At 31.2% G+C, this 18,927-nt stretch carries 11 protein-coding genes; 3 read left to right on the top strand and 8 right to left on the bottom strand.

Features of this window, described 5'->3' with window-relative positions; all coding sequences use genetic code 11:
- Window positions 1–31: 31 nt before the first annotated feature.
- From glgP to DTL3_RS06040, 7 genes are all read right to left on the bottom strand, one after another.
- A complete protein-coding gene (gene glgP, locus DTL3_RS06070; RefSeq protein WP_045087952.1) occupies window positions 32–2,599 on the bottom strand; it encodes an alpha-glucan family phosphorylase in 2,568 nt (855 codons plus the stop codon).
- 30 nt (window positions 2,600–2,629) lie between these two features.
- Window positions 2,630–3,403 carry a hypothetical protein gene (locus tag DTL3_RS06065; protein ID WP_045087951.1) on the bottom strand — a complete coding sequence of 258 codons (774 nt, stop codon included), beginning with the start codon at window positions 3,401–3,403 and terminating at the stop codon, window positions 2,630–2,632.
- A gap of 49 nt (window positions 3,404–3,452) precedes the next feature.
- A complete protein-coding gene (locus tag DTL3_RS06060) occupies window positions 3,453–5,180 on the bottom strand; it encodes an NAD+ synthase (protein ID WP_045087950.1) in 1,728 nt (575 codons plus the stop codon).
- Between the two features lie 144 nt (window positions 5,181–5,324).
- Window positions 5,325–6,221: a phospholipase D-like domain-containing protein gene (locus tag DTL3_RS06055; protein WP_231853944.1), complete on the bottom strand. Its 897-nt coding sequence runs from the start codon at window positions 6,219–6,221 to the stop codon at window positions 5,325–5,327.
- Window positions 6,211–7,380 carry a sulfate adenylyltransferase gene (sat, locus tag DTL3_RS06050; RefSeq protein ID WP_084217212.1) on the bottom strand — a complete coding sequence of 390 codons (1,170 nt, stop codon included), beginning with the start codon at window positions 7,378–7,380 and terminating at the stop codon, window positions 6,211–6,213. The genes DTL3_RS06055 and sat overlap by 11 nt, the downstream gene beginning before the upstream one ends.
- A 364-nt stretch (window positions 7,381–7,744) precedes the next feature.
- A complete protein-coding gene (locus DTL3_RS06045; RefSeq protein WP_045087947.1) occupies window positions 7,745–8,317 on the bottom strand; it encodes an MBL fold metallo-hydrolase in 573 nt (190 codons plus the stop codon).
- Window positions 8,318–8,351: 34 nt separating this feature from the next.
- A complete protein-coding gene (locus tag DTL3_RS06040) occupies window positions 8,352–10,106 on the bottom strand; it encodes a M3 family oligoendopeptidase (protein WP_045087946.1) in 1,755 nt (584 codons plus the stop codon).
- 218 nt (window positions 10,107–10,324) lie between these two features.
- On the opposite strand from DTL3_RS06040, the gene DTL3_RS06035 reads away from it, so the two are divergent.
- From DTL3_RS06035 to aglA, 3 genes are all read left to right on the top strand, one after another.
- Window positions 10,325–11,302, top strand: a complete 978-nt coding sequence (locus DTL3_RS06035) for an alcohol dehydrogenase catalytic domain-containing protein (protein ID WP_045087945.1) — start codon at window positions 10,325–10,327, stop codon at window positions 11,300–11,302.
- Between the two features lie 63 nt (window positions 11,303–11,365).
- Window positions 11,366–15,784 carry an acyl-CoA dehydratase activase-related protein gene (locus DTL3_RS06030; protein WP_052670404.1) on the top strand — a complete coding sequence of 1,473 codons (4,419 nt, stop codon included), beginning with the start codon at window positions 11,366–11,368 and terminating at the stop codon, window positions 15,782–15,784.
- A gap of 485 nt (window positions 15,785–16,269) precedes the next feature.
- Entirely contained in the window at window positions 16,270–17,727 is a 1,458-nt protein-coding gene (gene aglA, locus DTL3_RS06025) for an alpha-glucosidase AglA (RefSeq protein ID WP_045087944.1), read from the top strand.
- A 47-nt stretch (window positions 17,728–17,774) separates the two neighbouring features.
- Here the strand turns inward: aglA and DTL3_RS06020 are convergent, their stop codons facing one another.
- Window positions 17,775–18,524 (bottom strand): DeoR/GlpR family DNA-binding transcription regulator, encoded by a 750-nt coding sequence (locus tag DTL3_RS06020; protein ID WP_045087943.1) that lies wholly within the window; start codon window positions 18,522–18,524, stop codon window positions 17,775–17,777.
- Window positions 18,525–18,927 lie beyond the last annotated feature (403 nt).

Below are 18,927 nucleotides of genomic sequence, written 5' to 3'. Positions count from 1 at the left end.
GAAAATATTTACAAAGAATTTTTTTTAATTTTTATTCAGGATATTTAACTAAACCCATTAGATAATTTTTGTGTGGCATGTAAGGATGATTGGGGGTTACCCTCACATTTATTCCATACTCTCCTCTATCTTCAATCTTTATTTTACCAGTATATAAATAAGCATCTTTTTGAATTTCTTTAACAAGCTTCATATCATAAGTTTTAAGCTGTTCAATTTTCCCATTTTGTAGTGAGGCCACAACAATTTCTGCAATAATTGAATCTGGGCCAATTCCGGGCATATAAATCTCTGCCTGTATCTCGATTTCTTCTTCTGCATTTATGATCTGAGACTTTTCGTAATCAAACATTACATGTATTTTTATTGAATTCCAATTCTCTTTCAATAAATTTAACCATTTTGTAAAATCTTTAACTACTTTAAAATCGTTGGAACAGAAATTTCTATGTTGTTCACTTGCAGGCATATACAACTTTTGAGTATACTCCTTAAGCATTCTATATGTGTTGAAAAATGAGGTTACACTCTTTAGTGACTCTTTCATTTTTTCTATCCACTCTTGTGGAATATTTCCATTGCCTCTTTCATAGTATAAAGGAACAATTTGTTTTTCAAGTTGGTTATAAATAGAGACACTGTCTATTTTGTCTTGCAATTCGTGGTTTTCATAATCTCTATCATCACCTATAGTCCAACCGTTTTTCCCGTTGTAACCCTCATTCCACCACCCATCTAAAACAGAAAAATTGATTGCTCCATTCATTCCTGCCTTTTGCCCTGATGTTCCTGATGCCTCCAGGGGCCTTCTAGGATTATTAAGCCAAATATCAACACCAGAAACTAAAAATCTTGCCATATTCATGTCATAATTTTCTAGAATAATTATTTTATTTTTAAATTCTGGATCTCTTGAATATTCATATATTTTTTTCATTAATTCTTGACCTGGTTTGTCTGCTGGATGAGCTTTACCAGCGAATATCAATTCTACAGGTCTTTCGGGATTGTTTAAAATCTTTTTAAGTCTTTCAGGATCTTTAAATATCAAATCTGCTCGCTTATATGTAGCAAATCTCCTTGCAAAACCTATTGTTAAAGCTTCTTCATTCCCTATATTCTCTACTTCTTCTAATTGTTCTACAGTTTCTCCATGTCTCATCCTTTGGGCTTTAATACTTTCGCGAACAAACTTTATTAATTCTTTTTTGAGTAACATATGGATCTTCCATAACTCTTCATTAGGAATATCGTTTATTTTGGTCCATAAATCTGGATCATCTATTTTTAGCATCCAGTCTTCACCTAAATATTTTTTAAAAGATTCTTGTAATAGTGGATTTAACCAAGAATTAATATGAACACCGTTGGTTACATAAGTAATAGGCACTTCTACCCATTCTATTCCTGGCCAAACGTGATTCCACAACTTTTTTGAAACTGTTCCATGTAATTTAGAAACACCGTTCGCCCTTCCAGAGAGTTTTAGAGCTAATATAGCCATAGAAAAAAGGCTTTCTCCACTTTTTTGCTTTTCTAATCCAAGATCTAAAAAGTCTTGTCTAGTAGCTTTTAATTGTGGCCAATAATCTCCAAAATATTTATCTATCAGATAAATTGGAAATAAATCATTTCCTGCAGGAACTGGTGTATGTGTTGTGAATATATTTCCAGCTCTAACAGCTTGAACAGCTTCAGAAAATGATAAATTATATTCTTGTACGAATTCTCTTATTCTTTCTAAACCCAGAAAAGCCGAATGTCCTTCATTCATATGCCATACAGAAGGTTTATAGCCAAGCTTTCTTAAAGCTCTTACACCTGCTATACCAATAACCATCTCTTGTTTAATTCTCATTTCTAAATCTCCACCATATAGGGTAGAGGTTATTTTTCTATCTTCTGGATCGTTTTGTAATAAGTCGGTATCTAATAAATATAATTTAACTCTTCCAACTTTTATCTCCCAAACTTTTATATATACAGTCCTTTCAGGTAGTGTTATAGAAACATAAACCTCTTCACCATTTTGATCTACAGCTGGATGTATAGGAAAATCAGAAAAATCATAATCTAAATATATACTTTCTTGCCATCCTTCAGAATTGATTTTCTGAATAAAATATCCTTTTCTATAAAGAAGTCCTACTGCTACTAAAGGTATTCCTAAATCACTTGCACTTTTAATATGATCTCCAGCAAGTATTCCTAATCCGCCGGAATACATAGGAAATGACTCGTGCATTCCATATTCCATACAAAAATAAGCTATTTCACCATAATTAGTGTGGCTATGAGTCTTTTTAAACCAAGTTTTTTGATCCTCATTCATATAATTATGGAAATTATTCATCACTTCTTGATATAAACTCATAAAATCATTGCTTGCTACAGCGGAATTCAATTTTTTCTGTTCAACTTTTTTTAGAAACACCACAGGGTTTCTTTGGACAGAATTCCAAAGATTTTCGTCAATTTTTTTAAACAACTGTTGAGCCTTATAGTTCCAAGTCCACCACATATTTTCTGAAAGTTCTTTCAAACCAACTATTTCTTCTGGTAACTTTGGAACTACTGTAATTTTATTAATAAAATTCATCTTTTTCCCTCCCGGTTGAATTTTTGAAATTTATTCAATGGTCCGTATTGGAAAACTTGTTTCTGAAATTATTATTAGTTCTCTAAGCTTGGAAGTATCTTTTTCAATATAATATATTTTATTAAACAACCCATACTTTTTTGACACTAAGTAAACAAATTTTTCACTTTCTCCTACACTCTCTATCAAATTTTTGGGTAAATCTAATTCTTCATATTTAGTTTTAACTATATATGCTTCGTCATTTTCAGAAAGAAATTCGTACTTGATTAGTTCTGATGAATCTAAAATCTTTATTTCAGATAAATTTTCAACAAAATCAAAGATATCTGGTATAACTTCTTCACTAGGAACTATAACAAATCTAAAGAAATCTCCATTTTTGTTAATTACAGAATATTCCAAACCTCTAAAATCATATGAAGGATATGAAATAACTGCTGTTTCAGAATTTTCAAAGAAAAAAAATCTGTTGTCAAAAGTCTGAACAGAAAAGGCACCAAAAGGCGTTTTTACTGAATAGATATTTGAATAATCTGTTTTATTTATAATAATATTAGTATCTTTTGCATTATATGGATACTTAGAAATTTTTTCATATCCAGTATCCTTTAGTTTTATGTAAGGATAGTAATGTCTATTCTCTAGGTATCCACTATACATATTCCATAAAAGTAATGCAACAGCATATATAAGCCCCATTGCTATTATAATTATTAAAAGATTTTTCCAACTCCCAAATTCCTCTTTTTCAGTTTCCTTTAGCTTTTGTTCTAATATTTCCTCAATTTTGTTTTCTTTCATAATTTAGTTTCTCCCACCTTTAATTTATTCAACATAACATAACAAAAAATTACCAAAATCTGTACTTTTTTGTAATTGGCATCTTCCGTTCTTTTCCAAAACTCAATTCACTTAGTTTAATTCCAGCTGGCAATTGTCTACGTTTCCATTCACTTTTTTCTACCATATTTATTACATTCTTGACAATTTCTTCATTTAATCCCATTTCTAAAAGCTCATTATATGATTTTCCTCTTTCAATATAGTTAAACAAGATCTTGTCTAAAATATCGTAAGGAGGCAATTTATCTTCATCTTTCTGATTTGGTCTAAGTTCAGCAGAAGGAGGCTTTTCTAAGATTGATTTTGTTATAATTTCTTTATTATGAATCTCATTATATTTTTTAGCAACTTTGTATAATTCAGTTTTATATAGATCTTTAATAGGTGCGAAACCTCCAGCAGTATCACCGTAAAGAGTTGAATAACCTGTTGCAACTTCACTTTTATTCCCACAAACTAAAGCAAGATGCCCAAATTTATTTGAAAAAGCCATGATAATATTGCCTCTAATTCGTGCTTGTAAATTTTCTTCTGTTTCATCAAACGTCTTTCCTTTAAAACTTTCTTTTAATGTATCTAAATAGGTATTATATAATTCACTAATTGAAATAATTTTATATTCTATCCCTAAATTTAGTGAAAGTTCCACTGCATCTTCTACACTTTTTTTAGAGGTAAATTCTGAAGGCATGATTAAAGCTAAAACATTTTTGTTTCCTATCGAATCTGCAGCTATTGATGCAACCAACGCAGAATCAACTCCACCACTTAAACCTAAAACAACGCTACTAAAACCATTTTTTACCAAATAATCTCTTAGTCCTAACTTGATTGCAGAATAAAGTAATTCATTTTCATCAGGAATTTTACTAGTGATAGATTTGATCTTTCTTTTTTTACTAACAATCTTATTAATATTAATTATCTCAACATTATTCTTAACTTGACATAAAGAACTACTTTTACTGTTTTTTAATTTTGCTCGTTTAGCTTCTTCAGCATCAATATCAATAAAGTAAATTCCTTCTTCAAATAATGGTGCATTCATCTCTATAACCCCATAAGGGTCTATAACCATGCTTCCACCGTCAAACACTAATTCATCTTGACCACCAACCATATTACAATACACGACCCAGGAAGATAGCTCAAGTGCCCTTGCCTTTAGGATATTATGAATTGAATTGATCTTATTTTTGTAAAATACAGAAGCAGACAAGTTTAAAATTAAATCAGTTTCGTTATTAACTGCCGAATACAGGCTACTATTTGGAAAACAAATCTCATTACCTATTGTAATACCTATCTTACTTCCATTCAATTCTATCAGCGTTAAAATATCTGAAGGATTAAAATACCTTCTTTCATCAAAAAATGAAAAAGAGGATAAAAGTCTTTTTTTATATTTCCCTAAAAGGTTACCTTTAAAAATAATTTGCGCACTGTTGTAGATATTGTAATATTCATCACATTCTACTGCTCCAAGAATTATTACTATATCTTTATCTTCAGTAAAGTCTTTGACATCTTTTATACTTTTTAAAGAATCGTTTAAAAATTGAGTCTTTAATAACAAATCTTCTGGAGGATATCCATTTAAGCACAACTCAGGAAATACAATTATGTCTGCATGATCATTACATGCTTGCCTAATGTTGTTTTTAATTTTATTAATGTTCCCATAATAATCTCCAACTATTGAATTCATTTGCGCAATTGCGACACGTATCTCCATATAATGTGTACTTTAAATATAGTTAAAGTACTTTCCTCCTTTTAAATTCAAAATCCCATTTTGGGCAAATTTTCGATTCATACTCCAATTTTAACCAAAAAATATATAAAGTATATATTTTTTAAAAATCATATTATTTTATCATTATTGAAATAATAAATCAAATTTTTTAGTCAATATATTGGCAACGCTTTCATTATCTATAATCATAATAATCTCGTCATTTTTTTCTCTGGCTCTATACGTTAAGTTGTAACTGCCGATGATAGATTTTTTTTCATCAATTATTATTGTTTTGGCATGTATTTTATCGTTATATCGTACATTAATATTGGAAAGATATTTAATAGGGGAATCATACAGTTTATTCCAATCATCCGATAAAATCTGGACATCAACACCTTTTGAAGACATCCTTTCCAAGGCTTCTACAAAGTAAGGATCTGTAAAAGAATAAGAAAATACCTTTATTGATTTTTTTGCTTTTTTTATATTATTAAGAATCTCCTTTGTAATTTGATCAGAAGGCCCTGTAACTATTTTGACATTATTTAAATCAGTTTTTTTTAAGTTAACTTTTATTTTACTCTTGTCATTAGCATATTTACCTTTCTTAAAGTTCGAAATTTCTTGAAGAAAAACGTTGACTATCTTTTGATCATCAGTATATATAAAAACATTAAAATCTGTTAGAAGACCACTTTTTGTAAAATTACCTGTCCCAAATAATACCGAATTATCGTCAAACACTATGAATTTTTCGTGGAGGTATCCTTCAATATTTTTATCATAAATAATTGGTAAAAACAGTACACCAGAATAGCCCCCCTCATATTCCAGGAATATCTCACTCTTCACTTTTAATAATTCATTGGAGATGGTGTCATCAAGACTAAAAGACACCAATCTCAACGAATTACTTTCAAGAATCTTCTCTTTAAGAAATCTTACCAATTCTTCTCCAGAAAAGAATATTTCATATGAAAATATATTAATAGCTAATAGTAAAATCAAAAACAACGCACATAACTTATTTTTCAACATTATTTTTTTCTTGATAAAATTTCATAAGAATCTCTGCTACTTCTGGCCTAGTAAATTCTTTTGGTGGTTTTTCACCGCGTGAAAGCATCTCTCTGACTTTTGTACCGCTCAAAAAAACATGTTCTTCATTCCCATGAGGACATGTTTTGGATGTAGCCATGTTTTCACATCTTTTACAATAAAATGCATGCTCAAACTTTAAAGGAATAATTCCTATCTCTTCAGGCTTAAATTGATCAAAAATTTCTTGCGCTTCATAAGTTCCGTAATAATTGCCAACGCCAGCATGATCCCTTCCAATTATAATGTGTGAACAACCATAATTTTTCCTACATATAGCATGAAATACTGCCTCTCTAGGGCCAGCATATCTCATATTGACAGGAAAAACTCCCAAACATACTCTATTTTTTGGATAATATTTATCTAAAATAACTTCATATGAATGCATTCGAACATCTGAAGGGATATCTTCTTCTTGAGTCTTTCCCACAAGTGGATTGATAAATAATCCATCGACTATTTCTAAGGCTGTTTTTTGAAGATATTCGTGAGCTCTATGAATTGGATTCCTTGTTTGAAAAGCAACAATCGTCTTCCATCCGTTTTCTGAAAAAATTCTTCTTGTTTCTACCGGATCAAACCTATACTCTTGAAAATTCTCGTGATTTATTCTGCTAAGTAAGGTAATCTTGCCTCCTAATGCTACTTCTCCTTGCTCATATAAAAACTTTACCCCAGGATGTTTATCTTCATTGGTTTTATATACTTTTTTAGCTTCTTCTTCTTTTCTTCTGATAAATTTATCTTCTAGATGAAGAACAGCATAGGTTTTTCCATCTTCTTCAGACTTTATTATTATATCTTCTCCAACTTTTAAATTATCTGCAATTTGTTTCTTTACTGATAAAACAATAGGTATAGACCAGACAATTCCACTTTCTAATCTCATATTATTTAAAACTGAATCATAATCATTTTTATTCATAAAACCTTCTAAAGGACTAAATAGTCCTGTTGAAATATTTTCTAATTCTGAAAGATCATAATATGAAACTGTTATAGACTTTAATTCTTTTGACTTTTTCAACCATTCATCCTTTTCTTGTTCTGAGACAATTCTGTTTATTAACTTTCCACCATGTGGTTCAATCAATATAATAACCTCCTACTAATTTCAATTTTACTGCCTTTAGAAACTCTAAAACAAAGATTTATAAATATTTCATACTTTGCTGTTTCAAAGAAAGTTTGACTTTTTGGTAATTCTACCAAAGAAACAGAAGGGGGGCTTCGCCCTAGACCCTATATAAATCAAAAACATCATTTTTTAATATCTGAAACTTTTCTCAAAGTAGAAGGGGGGCTTCGCCCTAGACCCTATATAAATCAAAAACATCGTTTTTTAATATTTGCTTCTAAAGTTTGTAGATCCAATTTCTTATATCCTTTTGTTACCTATTAAACAAACCAACCTATTAATGTCTTTGTACCAATAAAATTCTCTTGCTGTTATCTTGCTAGATCTCTTTAAGAAAAGGGTTATTTTCTAAAACTTCTTCTAAGGTTCCCGTTCTCATATGACCAGGAGCTATAAAAGTGTTTCTTGGTAAAGACTTAAAATATTGTTTTAATATCTTTAAAGAATTTTTCATATCATCTGTTGAAGAATTTGGAAGGTCCGTTCTGCCTATAGAATCAAAAAACAAAGTATCTCCCGTAAACAGGTAATCACCAATATGAATAACACAAGATCCTGGGGTATGACCTGGGGTATGTATTACTCTATAATTTTCAGAAATATTTTTCCATGGTTTAAGCCATGAAAAAGGCTTATCTAAGAGAAAAGATAGGTTTTCTTTTGGATTTTGTAATAAATTGACATCCAATGGATGTACATATAATTCTTTTACTTTAATTTCTGAAAGTCCCAAAATATGATCGAAATGCCCATGAGTCAACAACACAATAAATTCATGGTCTTTACTCACAAATTGCCCAACACCCTCACCGGGATCTATAATAATCTCATTGTTAATAATATACGTATTTGTCTGAAATCCTTTGCTAGTTACCAATTTTTGGATTTCCACAAATTGATTCCTCCTCACCCTTTAAAAGAACATATTAATCTAATTTATTTAAAAACTCTCTTTCAATAAACTCAAAACCCCTTTTCCAAAACGCCTTTTGATTTATATCTATTCCAACCTTTTTCAATAACCTATCTGGAGAATCATTTGCCCCACTACTTAATAACTCCTTATATTTAGGAACAAAAGATCTGCCTTCTTGCTTGTATTGTTCATACAAAGCAAGAACCAACAAATTTGCAAAATTGTATGCATAAACATAAAACGGTGTATGAAACATGTGAGAAATGCTAGACCATTCAAAATGATATTCATCAGGAATTATTACAGAATCTCCAAACATAATTTTTAATTCTTGGCTATATAAATTTGATAGTTCTTTCCATGTTGCACTACCATTATCACTGATCATTTTATGAGAACTAATTTCAAATCTTGCAAACATATTTTGTCTGAACATCGTCGCAAAAGTATCCTCAATTTTAGAAGCTATAAAAGCAATTCTTTCTTCTTCAGACAACGTTGGTAAAACTGCATCCATCACCAACATTTCTCCAAACACTGAAGCTACTTCCGCCATTACTAGCGGAGGATGGTAGTTCCATACATTTTGCTTAGACGCCAATACCCCATGTATTCCATGCCCCAATTCATGAGCCAAAGTCATTACATCGTTCATATTACCTGTAAAATTCATTAATATAAAGGGTTTTTTATTTGGAACAACATAGGAAGTAAAAGCCCCTCCTCTTTTTCCTTTTCTTATATCAGAATCAATCCTTTTTTCTGTGAAAAAAGAATCTACTATTTCACCAAACTCCTCATCAAAATGATAATATGCTTCCAACACAAGATTTTTAGCTTCTTCAAACGAATATTCTTTCTGTTCTTTCTCTAAAGGTGCATATATATCTGCTAACGTTAAAGGTATTCCCATTTTCTTGGTTTTCCAATTATAATATTGGTGAACAAGAGGAGTATTTTCTGTTGTAACCTCAATCACAGTGCTAACTATCTTGTCATCTACCTCATTTTCCAAATTTCTCATAGAAATCGGCTCTTGAAAATTTCTCAAGCTCGCTTCAGTATCATAATTTTTCACAATCGAATTATAGGTTTTCTCAATAACCAATTGATCTTTTTCGTATCTATCAAAAAGTATCTTCATAGCTCTTCTTCTAACATCTTTATCCGGATGCATTCTTAAAGATCTCATTTGAGGTTCCGTTAAGGTTTTAATCATTCCATCAATTTCAATTTCAAATATATAGGAACTAGTCAGGCGCTGGTAGAGATCTTGGAATCCGCCTCTTGAAGAATTGTACATCGCAGCCAAAACTTTTTCTGCATCTGCTGATAACACATGCTTTTTTGATTTTAAAAGGTTTTCAATAACATGCTTATAATCCTTCAATTCTTCTGATTCCATGAACTCTTTTAATTTACTATCGGATTGTTTTAGAATAGCAGGCTTCCAAAAAGAAAGCTCCATTTCAATTTTTGATTCATAATCATCACATATAGCTGCTAATTTTTGATATAGCTCGTTGGAAGTATCAGCAGCATAATTTAAAGAAGCATACTGAATTGTTAACCAAACTTTGTTAAAAAGTTCTTCACACTCAACAAAGAAGTTTTTAAGTTGAGAAGAAGATAAAGTAGGATCAGAAAGTTTATTATGGTATTTTTGTCTAAGTTGTTCTGCCTTATTTAGTCCTTCTTCTAAGTCCTTTTTTATTTTATCATCATGTGGAGATTTATAAAAAAAGGTCAAATCCCATATCGGCATTAAAATTGCCCCCTTTTATTTTATTGATATTTAGCAGTTTTGAATGAAAGAAGATCTTACCTTAACATTATAGCATAATTCTTGAGTTTTTTAGTTCGTTATGTAAATCATGTCTATTTATTTTGACAAAAATGTAATATAATAGTGTTAGTTTAAAAATAACTTGAAACAGGTCTTGTCATTTTTGTTATTTATATTAAAATCAAAGGGGGAATACTTTGAAAGCTTTATATATAACAGAACCTCATCACATTGAACTAATTGAAAAAGATGACCCTGAAATACGGGAAAATGAATCGTTACTTAAAATACTAGGTTGTGGGGTTTGTGGAACAGATTTAAAAATCTATAAAGGTGAAACATTAGCAACTTACCCTATCATTCCAGGACATGAAATAGTAGGGGAAATAATCAATTCATCTAAATATGAGAAAGGAACGAAAGTAACGGTTGATCCAAACAAACCTTGTGGATATTGTAAATACTGTCGAGAAGGTAAACCACACTTATGTGATGATTTAAAAGCTGTTGGTGTAAATAGAAATGGTGGATTCGCTGAATTGTTAAGTGTACCAAATGATCTTATCTATCCTTTAAACGAAAACATAGATGTAAAAAGTGCCTTATTTGCTGAACCTCTTTCTTGTATAATCCACGGAATTGATTTGTCAAATTTTTCCTTTACTGATGATATAGCAATTATAGGTGGAGGCGCTATAGGATTAATTTTTGCAATGTTGTTTAACAAGTTTTCTGTTGGTATAAAACTTATATTTGAAATTTCACAAGATAAAATAACCTACATAGAAAAAGAATTCGGTTTTGACATCGTACACCCCCAAGAATACAAAAAATTCAAGGAATTTGATCTAGTAATTGAATGCTCTGGAAGTATATCTGGACTAGAGTTAGCCTATACATTAGTTAAAAAAGGAGGAAAAATTATAGTTTTTGGAGTAACCCCTAAAGGATTAACTACTACAGAATTAGAACCTTTTCAAATATATAGTGAAGAAATTACCCTTACTGGTTCTTATATTAATCCGTTTACGATGCAAAAGGCTGTCAAGATTATTAACAGCAAAGAATTTCCTTTCCATAAGTTACTAACAGATCAAGCCTCACTACAAGATATAAATGAATATATATCCGGTAATAAACATCCTTTCTTGAAAGCCGCATATATTAATAAATAACTAAATAAACCCTGTTAGATATTGTATGTAATAATATCTAACTATGAAAGGAGATTTACTCTTATGTATTATGTAGGAATTGATATTGGTTCTTCGTCTATTCAAATAGCGGCTATTGACCAGGAAAAGAATTTAGTATATGTGATGGAAAACATACCCCATTTTGGAACACCTTTGAAAATGCTTCCTAATATTTGGCATAATTTAACAACCAACTTAGACGATAAAATTATTTCAACTTCATTTACAGGCATAGGTGCGCAACACTTCAACAAAGTCTTCCCAGATCTTTTATTTGACTATGAAAGTGTAACTATACCAAAGGGTGTTTTTTTATTAGAACCAAACGCATCTTATGTCTTTCATATTGGAGCTAAAGACTCTTATTTTTTGAGACTTGCAGTAGTTGAAGATGAAATAAACCTTTTAGAATGGTCTGCCAATAGCAAATGTGGTGGAGGTTCAGGGATATTAATTGAAAAACAGTTAAGAAGGTTATACTTAAAAGATGACCTTAAGTTTTTCAACATTGAAGATCCCTATCAAAAACAAAAACAGATGGAACAATTATTTGTAAAAGCAGAATCAGAAATTACTGAATTTACAAAATTATCTGGTTTCAACGCTAGATGTGGAGTTATTATTCAATCAGATCTTATTCATGAACAAAATGAAGGGGCTCAAAAACCTTACTTGATAGCCAAACTATACACAACAGTCGCACGAAACTTTAAAAATGATGTTTTAGGAGCTAGAGAATTGGATTCTTCTTTAACTGCGATTGCAACTGGAGGAGTTTTTTCCAGCAACTATATTCTAAATAGTGTTAAAAACTTAAGTGGTGTGAATGTTAAGAGACCAAAACATCACACAGCAGTCGCAGCGATTGGTATAGCAATAAAGGCTCTTGAAAAGAATAATACCTTTGTTATGGATTTCAATCAACTTTTTAAGATTACAGATTTCAGTAAAGAAAAACGTTTCTTCGCTGGACCTCTTCATTCGTCACTTGAAAAAGTCCACATATTTGAACATGAAATTAACGAATCACCACATCAAGAGTTAAAAGAAGTTACAATTGGCGTTGACGGAGGCTCTACCACTACAAAAGCTGCAGTTGTAGATGTAAATACTGGAGAACTTCTTGATAAGATTTATATTAGTACACATGGAGATCCGGAAGGTGCTTTAAAAGAAGTTTTTAGATATCTATCAAAAAATGCGGATAAATACTTAGTCAAAGGTATTTGCACTACAGGATCGGCAAGAAAACTATATGAAAGAATTTTGATTAGTCAATCCTTGAAGAAACGTCTTGAAAAAGAAGGCTATCTCGTTTTAGATGGAGCGGTAGATGAAATTACATGTCACGCTAAAGGCATTAAATTCCATGATCCTGATATAGACACTATCTTTGAAATTGGCGGTCAGGACATGAAATTTACCTCTTTTAGGGTTAATGGAAACAAAGCAACTGACCAAATAAAAGAAGCAAGAATGAATTACTCTTGTCAGGCTGGAGCGGGACAAACTTTAGAAAATATGGCCCAAATACTGGATTTAGATGTGAAAAGTACTCTACAAGAGGCTGCATTAAAAGCAGAGATTGTACCAATAATAGATTCCACGTGCGGCGTATTCATGGAAATGGAAGAAAATAGACTGATTTCAGAAGGTTTTTCTAAAGAAGAAATTGCTGCTGCAATTGTTAGATCTACTGCAGCGAGTTATTTCAATAAATTTGTTGGTGGGCCTCAACATGTACAAAACAAATGCTCATGCCAAGGTGGCCCTGCTTTAGGTAAGGCTTTTTTGGCTGCTATGGCACAAGTCACAGGTAAAGATATATATGCTTACCCTCACAGAGAATTATTTGGTGCTTGGGGAGCTGGACTTTTTCTTAGAGATGAAATAATTGAAGCAAGAAAAAAGGATAAAATTGTTCAATCAGCATTTAGAGGATTTGAATTTGTAAACATGTCATTTGATAAGAAAGAAATTTTATGTTCTGAACATTATGGCCAACTTTCCTGTAAAATGAGAAATTGCAAACTAAAAATATTTACAATCGGTGATGAAGAAATAATTACTGGAGGTTTTTGCCCCAGAGGAAACAGTGAAGGGGTTAATGTTACAAGAACAGATTACGTAGAAATATATCATAATATATTTGAAAAGCATTTTAATGGAATAACTTATGATCAACTAAATAAATTAGAAGATAAAAGTATTCCCACAGTAGGGATTCACAGAAGTGGTATAACTCTTGGAGAAATGGGAATTTGGGCTGGAGCTTTGCTAAGAGAATTAGGTTTTATGCCTGTTATTACACCGGTTTCAAATGAAGAAATCGCCCAAAGAGGCATAAATATAGCCCCCACAGAGTTTTGTATCGCTATGAAATTGGTTTTAGGACATGCTGACCTACTTGCAAAGGATAATAGAATCAAGCATCTTTTTAATCCTGCTCCAATTGAAGAAATAAGAGAAAGAAAACCATACAGAAAATTCTGTATATATACCGAAGCTGAGGGATACTTAATCCAAGATATTATTGGTCTTCAACCACAAAGAGAAATTTTGCCCATTATTTATTGGAAAGATAATGAAAGAACTTCTCAATCTCTTTTTGAAGAGTTTACACGCATTGGTTACAACATTACAAAAAAAGATATTTTGAAAGCTATCTATATTGCAGATAAAAAAGTTACTGAATTTAAAGAAGATCTCTACAAGCAAGGTGAACGATTCTTAAAAGAATTAGAAAAATCCAGGGAAATCGGTTATATAGGATTAGGTCGCGATTATGTTATACTGGATCCTCAGGCTTCATCTCAATCAGGTTCAATGTTCACAAAACAAAGAGGCATGAGATATATCCCCCAAACATTTTTAGAGAACTATTATAAGGATATTCCAATTGACGATCTGTCCTATAACGAATACTGGTACCAAAACTCCCACATTCTTCAGGCTTCAATATTTGTTGCAAAACATCCAAAACTTTTTCCAATAAGACAGATGAATTTCGCATGTGGCCCTGATTCAGTTAAATTCTATCATGAGGATGAAATATTCAAAAGAGTAGAAAAACCTTTCTTACACTTAGTAACTGATGCACAGACTAATAATGCTCCTTTTGTTACTCGTGCAGAAGCACATGAACGGTTGGTCAAAAAAGCAACTCCTAAAACGAATATAGACTTGACAAACTTTGTTTTATTTCCAAATGGAAAACATAATAAACAACTTGAACTAGGTAAAAAACTATGGCTTATTCCTTACATGGGAGAAGCAAGTAATTTGGGCGTTTCAATCTTAAGACATTACGGTATCGAATCAAAAGTAATACCCTCAGCTACCCCTAAATCAAAGGAATATTCAGATAGATTTCTTACAACAGAGGTATGTTTTCCATTACGTGGTGTAGTAGGAGATGTGATGGCAGAATTGGAAGAAATGGCTAAAGAAAAAGGGAAAAAATGGATAAATGAAAATATTGTTCTATTTTTACCCACCACTGCTGGGCCATGTCGATTTGGAAAATATGGAGAAGTAATAAAAATATTCTTGAGACAAGAAGGAATGGAAGGCATATATCTTATAAGCCCTTCTGCAGATGTTGGCTATTTTGATATCGTTGTACCAGAACAATTCAAGACACTTACTTCAAAAGTAGGTGCACTTCTCTATATTTTCAGAGCAGTTAAAATGGCTGATATGGGAGATGATTTAATAAGAAGATTTAGACCTTATTGTGATGATTTCAAAAAATTTGATGAGGTTTGTGATCAACAATGGAAAAGTCTACAAAACCTTCTTATAAAACATGGTGCATCTTATAAATTTTTGAAAAAATGGGTCAGAGAAACTACTAAGATTTTCTCTGAATTAGCACCTAGTGCAAATGAACATTCATTACCACTAGTATTATATATAGGGGAAATTTATACTAGACAGCATGATCCATATGCTGACTATGTCATACAAAAAATTGAAGAAGAAAGATTAGAAATAATAAGAGGTTCTATATCCGAATGGTTAGAATATGTAATGTACATAACTAATAGAAGAAACCCAAGCTTTATATTTGGTTTTGTTGAAAAATATATGGCTTTCGTAGACTGGCGATTCAAAACAATATTTGGTAACCATCTACAAGAACGCCATATTGTCCCCACACCACGAAAAATTATTGAAGACATGCAAAACAGCCGACGTTATCATGGCGACATTATGGGTGAATCACCTTTAGTCATCGGTACTTTCCTAAAATTTTTAAACGGCGAACTTTCCAATAGTCAACAAAAAGTTTCAGGTATATTTCACGTTGGTCCATTTACTTGCATGCAAGAGGGAGTGGCAATGGCAAAAATTGATGCCATTATAAAAGAAGAGTTAAAGCATAATCCAACTTTAGTTGTCCCTATAATTCATGCTTTTTTGGCGAATCTGCAAACACTAATCTTGAAGCCGAAATAGCAGCTTTTAGAGAACAGTGTTACCTAAAAAGCAAATTGAACGCCCGCTAAAGAAAGATCTTAATATTTAACAAAGTTACAAAAGAATGTGAACCCTTAAGTCAGAAAAAAGTCCTCAAATATATCAAAAAATATAACTATCAGCCTAACAAAATAGCTCGAAGCTTTGTTAATAACAAAAGCTATGTAAGAGGATTTATATTGTCTCAAATTTCAAACCTTTACTTCCCACAAATTCTTGAATCTCTTGAAGAAGAAGCCAATAAATACCTATATAATATTGTTCTTCAGATCAAGTTTCACTTCCACCAAGATTAGTAGAAAGAAAATCCACTTGAGAAATGGGCGTAATATATGGAGATTTAATTTAATAATAAAGGCATAACCATTTTGAAAGGAGAAAATAATGAATTATATCTTGTTAATAATTTTTTCTTAATAAACTAGAAAGTACCAATAAAAAATCTCAAGGAGGAAAGATAAAACATGCCAGGAGTAAAAATAAGTATTATAGGAGCAGGAAGTGCATCCTTTTCACTAAGATTAGTAGGAGACTTATGCAAAACAAAAGGATTATCAGGAAGCCTTGTGTCGCTTATGGATATTGATAAAAATAGGTTAAACGCTGTTCATACATTAGCTAAAAAATATGCTGAAGAATTAGGTTCTGATCTTAGATTCGAAACTACTATGAACTTAGAAGATTCCATTAAAGATGCGAGCTTTGTTGTAAACACAGCCTTAGTTGGTGGTCATAGTTATTTTGAGAAGGTTAGACAAATTTCTGAAAAGTATGGTTATTATAGGGGGATTGATGCACAAGAGTTCAACATGGTATCTGACTATTACACAATTTCAAATTTCAATCAAATAAAATTTATGTTTGATGTTGCAAAACTTATCGAAAAACTATCTCCCAAAGCTTGGTTACTTCAAGCTGCAAACCCTGTTTTTGAATTAACAACCTTAATTTCAAGAGTTGTTCCAATTAATATGGTTGGTATATGCCATGGTCATCATGGTGTAGATTATATAATTGAGAAAATGGGATTAGAAAAGCAAAAGGTTGATTGGCAAGTTGCTGGAGTCAACCATGGGATTTGGTTGACAAGATTTAAATATGAAGGAAAAGATGCTCATCACCTCATAGATGAATTACTTGAAAAAGAACTCAAAAACTTTAAACCAACCAATCCTTTCGATGATCAAATATCGCTTGTTGCAAAAGACATGTATGAATTTTATGGAAGGATGCCTATAGGAGATACTGTGAGAAATGGAAGTTGGAAATATCATTATAATCTTGAAACAAAGAAAAAATGGTTTGGTGAACCATGGGGTGGTGTTGACTCAGAATTAGGCTGGAAATGGTATCAAGAAAGGCAAGCAGAAAGAGCGATAATAACCCAACAAGTTGCAAAATATTTTAAAGAAAATCCAAAAGCAAAATTACTCTCTAAAGAAACACAACAAGCGATAATATCTACTGCAAAAGATGATTTGAAAAAAGAGTATACCAAGGAAGTCTATGAACTGTTAGATCCTGAAAAGAAAAGCGGAGAACAACATATTTTACTAGCAAACGCCTTATTGAACGATGAAAAAGTTGACTTAGTATTAAATATTCTCAACAAAGGAACCATCCCAGGAATTGCAGATGATGTGGCAGTAGAGATACCAGTATATGCAGACAAAAATGGAATCCATCCATATAAAATCGATCCCGATATACCAGAAAGAATCAAAAAGATGTACTTAATGCCAAGAATATTAAGAATGGAATGGGCACTAGAAGCCTTTTTAACAGGGGATAGAAGAGTTTTAGAGGAATTTTTGATAAGAGATCCTAGAACCAGATCTTATGAACAAGTAGTGAAAGTTATAGATGAAATATTAGCTTTACCAGAAAATGAAGAAATGAGAAAACACTACAGTAAAAAGTAATTTAATTAGAAAAATTAAATGAAAATAAGGGGCTTGACTTAAGCCCCTTATTGATATATAAAATTATCTTTGAAAACTTTATATATCTTTTCATCAAATGAATCAGAAACAAACTTATCTATTTCTTCTATACTGAAAGTTTTCATGATCGATCTTTTATCAAATTTTGAACTATCAACTAGCATATATATTTCATCACAATTTTCACCAACTATTTTCTTTATGCTAGCACTTTGTGGTAGATTTTCAAAAGCTCCTTCATCCACAGAAAATGCACTACAAGAGAAAAATGCTTTTTCTACTCGTATCTCCTTCATCATATTTTCTGGAATAACTCCCATAGTAACCCCATTTTTGTTATCTAACGTTCCACCAATTACTATTATATTATGAGTCGTGTTTTCTGCAAGTGCTAAGGCTGTATATAAGTTGTTAGTAACTATATTTAAAAACTCATATCTTTCTGCTAACTTTCTAGCTAAAAGATAACAAGTGCTACTTGCATCCAGAAAAACAGTACTATCTCTACTTATAAACCTCAATGCTAATTCTGCAATCTTTTCTTTTTTATCTTGATTAATTTTCACTCTTTCAAAAAATAATGCTTCAGTAAAATGATTCCTTTTTCTTATACCGCCGTAAAACTTTTCTATTAATCCCCTTTCATATAACTCTGCAACATCTCGCCTAATTGTCACCATTGATACTTTCAGTTCTTTTGCTAAATCATCCAAATTAACAGAATTCCTATTTTGTAAAATTTCTAATATTTTATCTTGCCTCATAATTTTGTTCAATACAACTCACTCCTTATACTTTTAAATATTTTAATAATTGTGTTTCTTTCAAAAAACTCGAATATATCAAATTATTGTCGACTAACTTGATATAACTCAAAACACCTTTAGTTAGCTTCGTTTTAGTTTTCAAAGACATTATGATATATTATGATGAAATTATATCATAAGATCATCATATATTGACCACTTTTTACAAATAAATACTATCTATTATTTTAAATCCAATAATTAATTACATATGAAACTCTAATATATTAAAACATAATAAGTACTTTAGAAATAAAAATTATCTCAAAATAAAATTTTGAATTTATGAGGGTAACAGGGCGCAGCCCTCTCCCTTCTTAGCTGCAAGTATTAAAAAGCCATAATTTAATTATTGTTTTTGAATTTATGAGGG

The sequence above is a fragment of the Defluviitoga tunisiensis genome (genome assembly GCF_000953715.1).
Classification (GTDB): Bacteria; Thermotogota; Thermotogae; order Petrotogales; family Petrotogaceae; genus Defluviitoga; species Defluviitoga tunisiensis.
The sequence above is the reverse complement of the archived record's forward strand: the minus strand, read 5'-3'. Positions and strand labels throughout refer to the sequence as shown.

Bases quoted from the DNA above. Each gene is read 5' to 3' on its own strand.
- glgP (WP_045087952.1), bottom strand. From the start codon at position 2,599: ATGAATTTTATTAATAAAATTACAGTAGTTCCAAAGTTACCAGAAGAA.
- DTL3_RS06060 (WP_045087950.1), bottom strand. From the start codon at position 5,180: ATGGAGATACGTGTCGCAATTGCGCAAATGAATTCAATAGTTGGAGAT.
- DTL3_RS06030 (WP_052670404.1), top strand. From the start codon at position 11,366: ATGTATTATGTAGGAATTGATATTGGTTCTTCGTCTATTCAAATAGCG.
- DTL3_RS06040 (WP_045087946.1), bottom strand. From the start codon at position 10,106: ATGCCGATATGGGATTTGACCTTTTTTTATAAATCTCCACATGATGAT.
- aglA (WP_045087944.1), top strand. From the start codon at position 16,270: ATGCCAGGAGTAAAAATAAGTATTATAGGAGCAGGAAGTGCATCCTTT.
- DTL3_RS06065 (WP_045087951.1), bottom strand. From the start codon at position 3,403: ATGAAAGAAAACAAAATTGAGGAAATATTAGAACAAAAGCTAAAGGAA.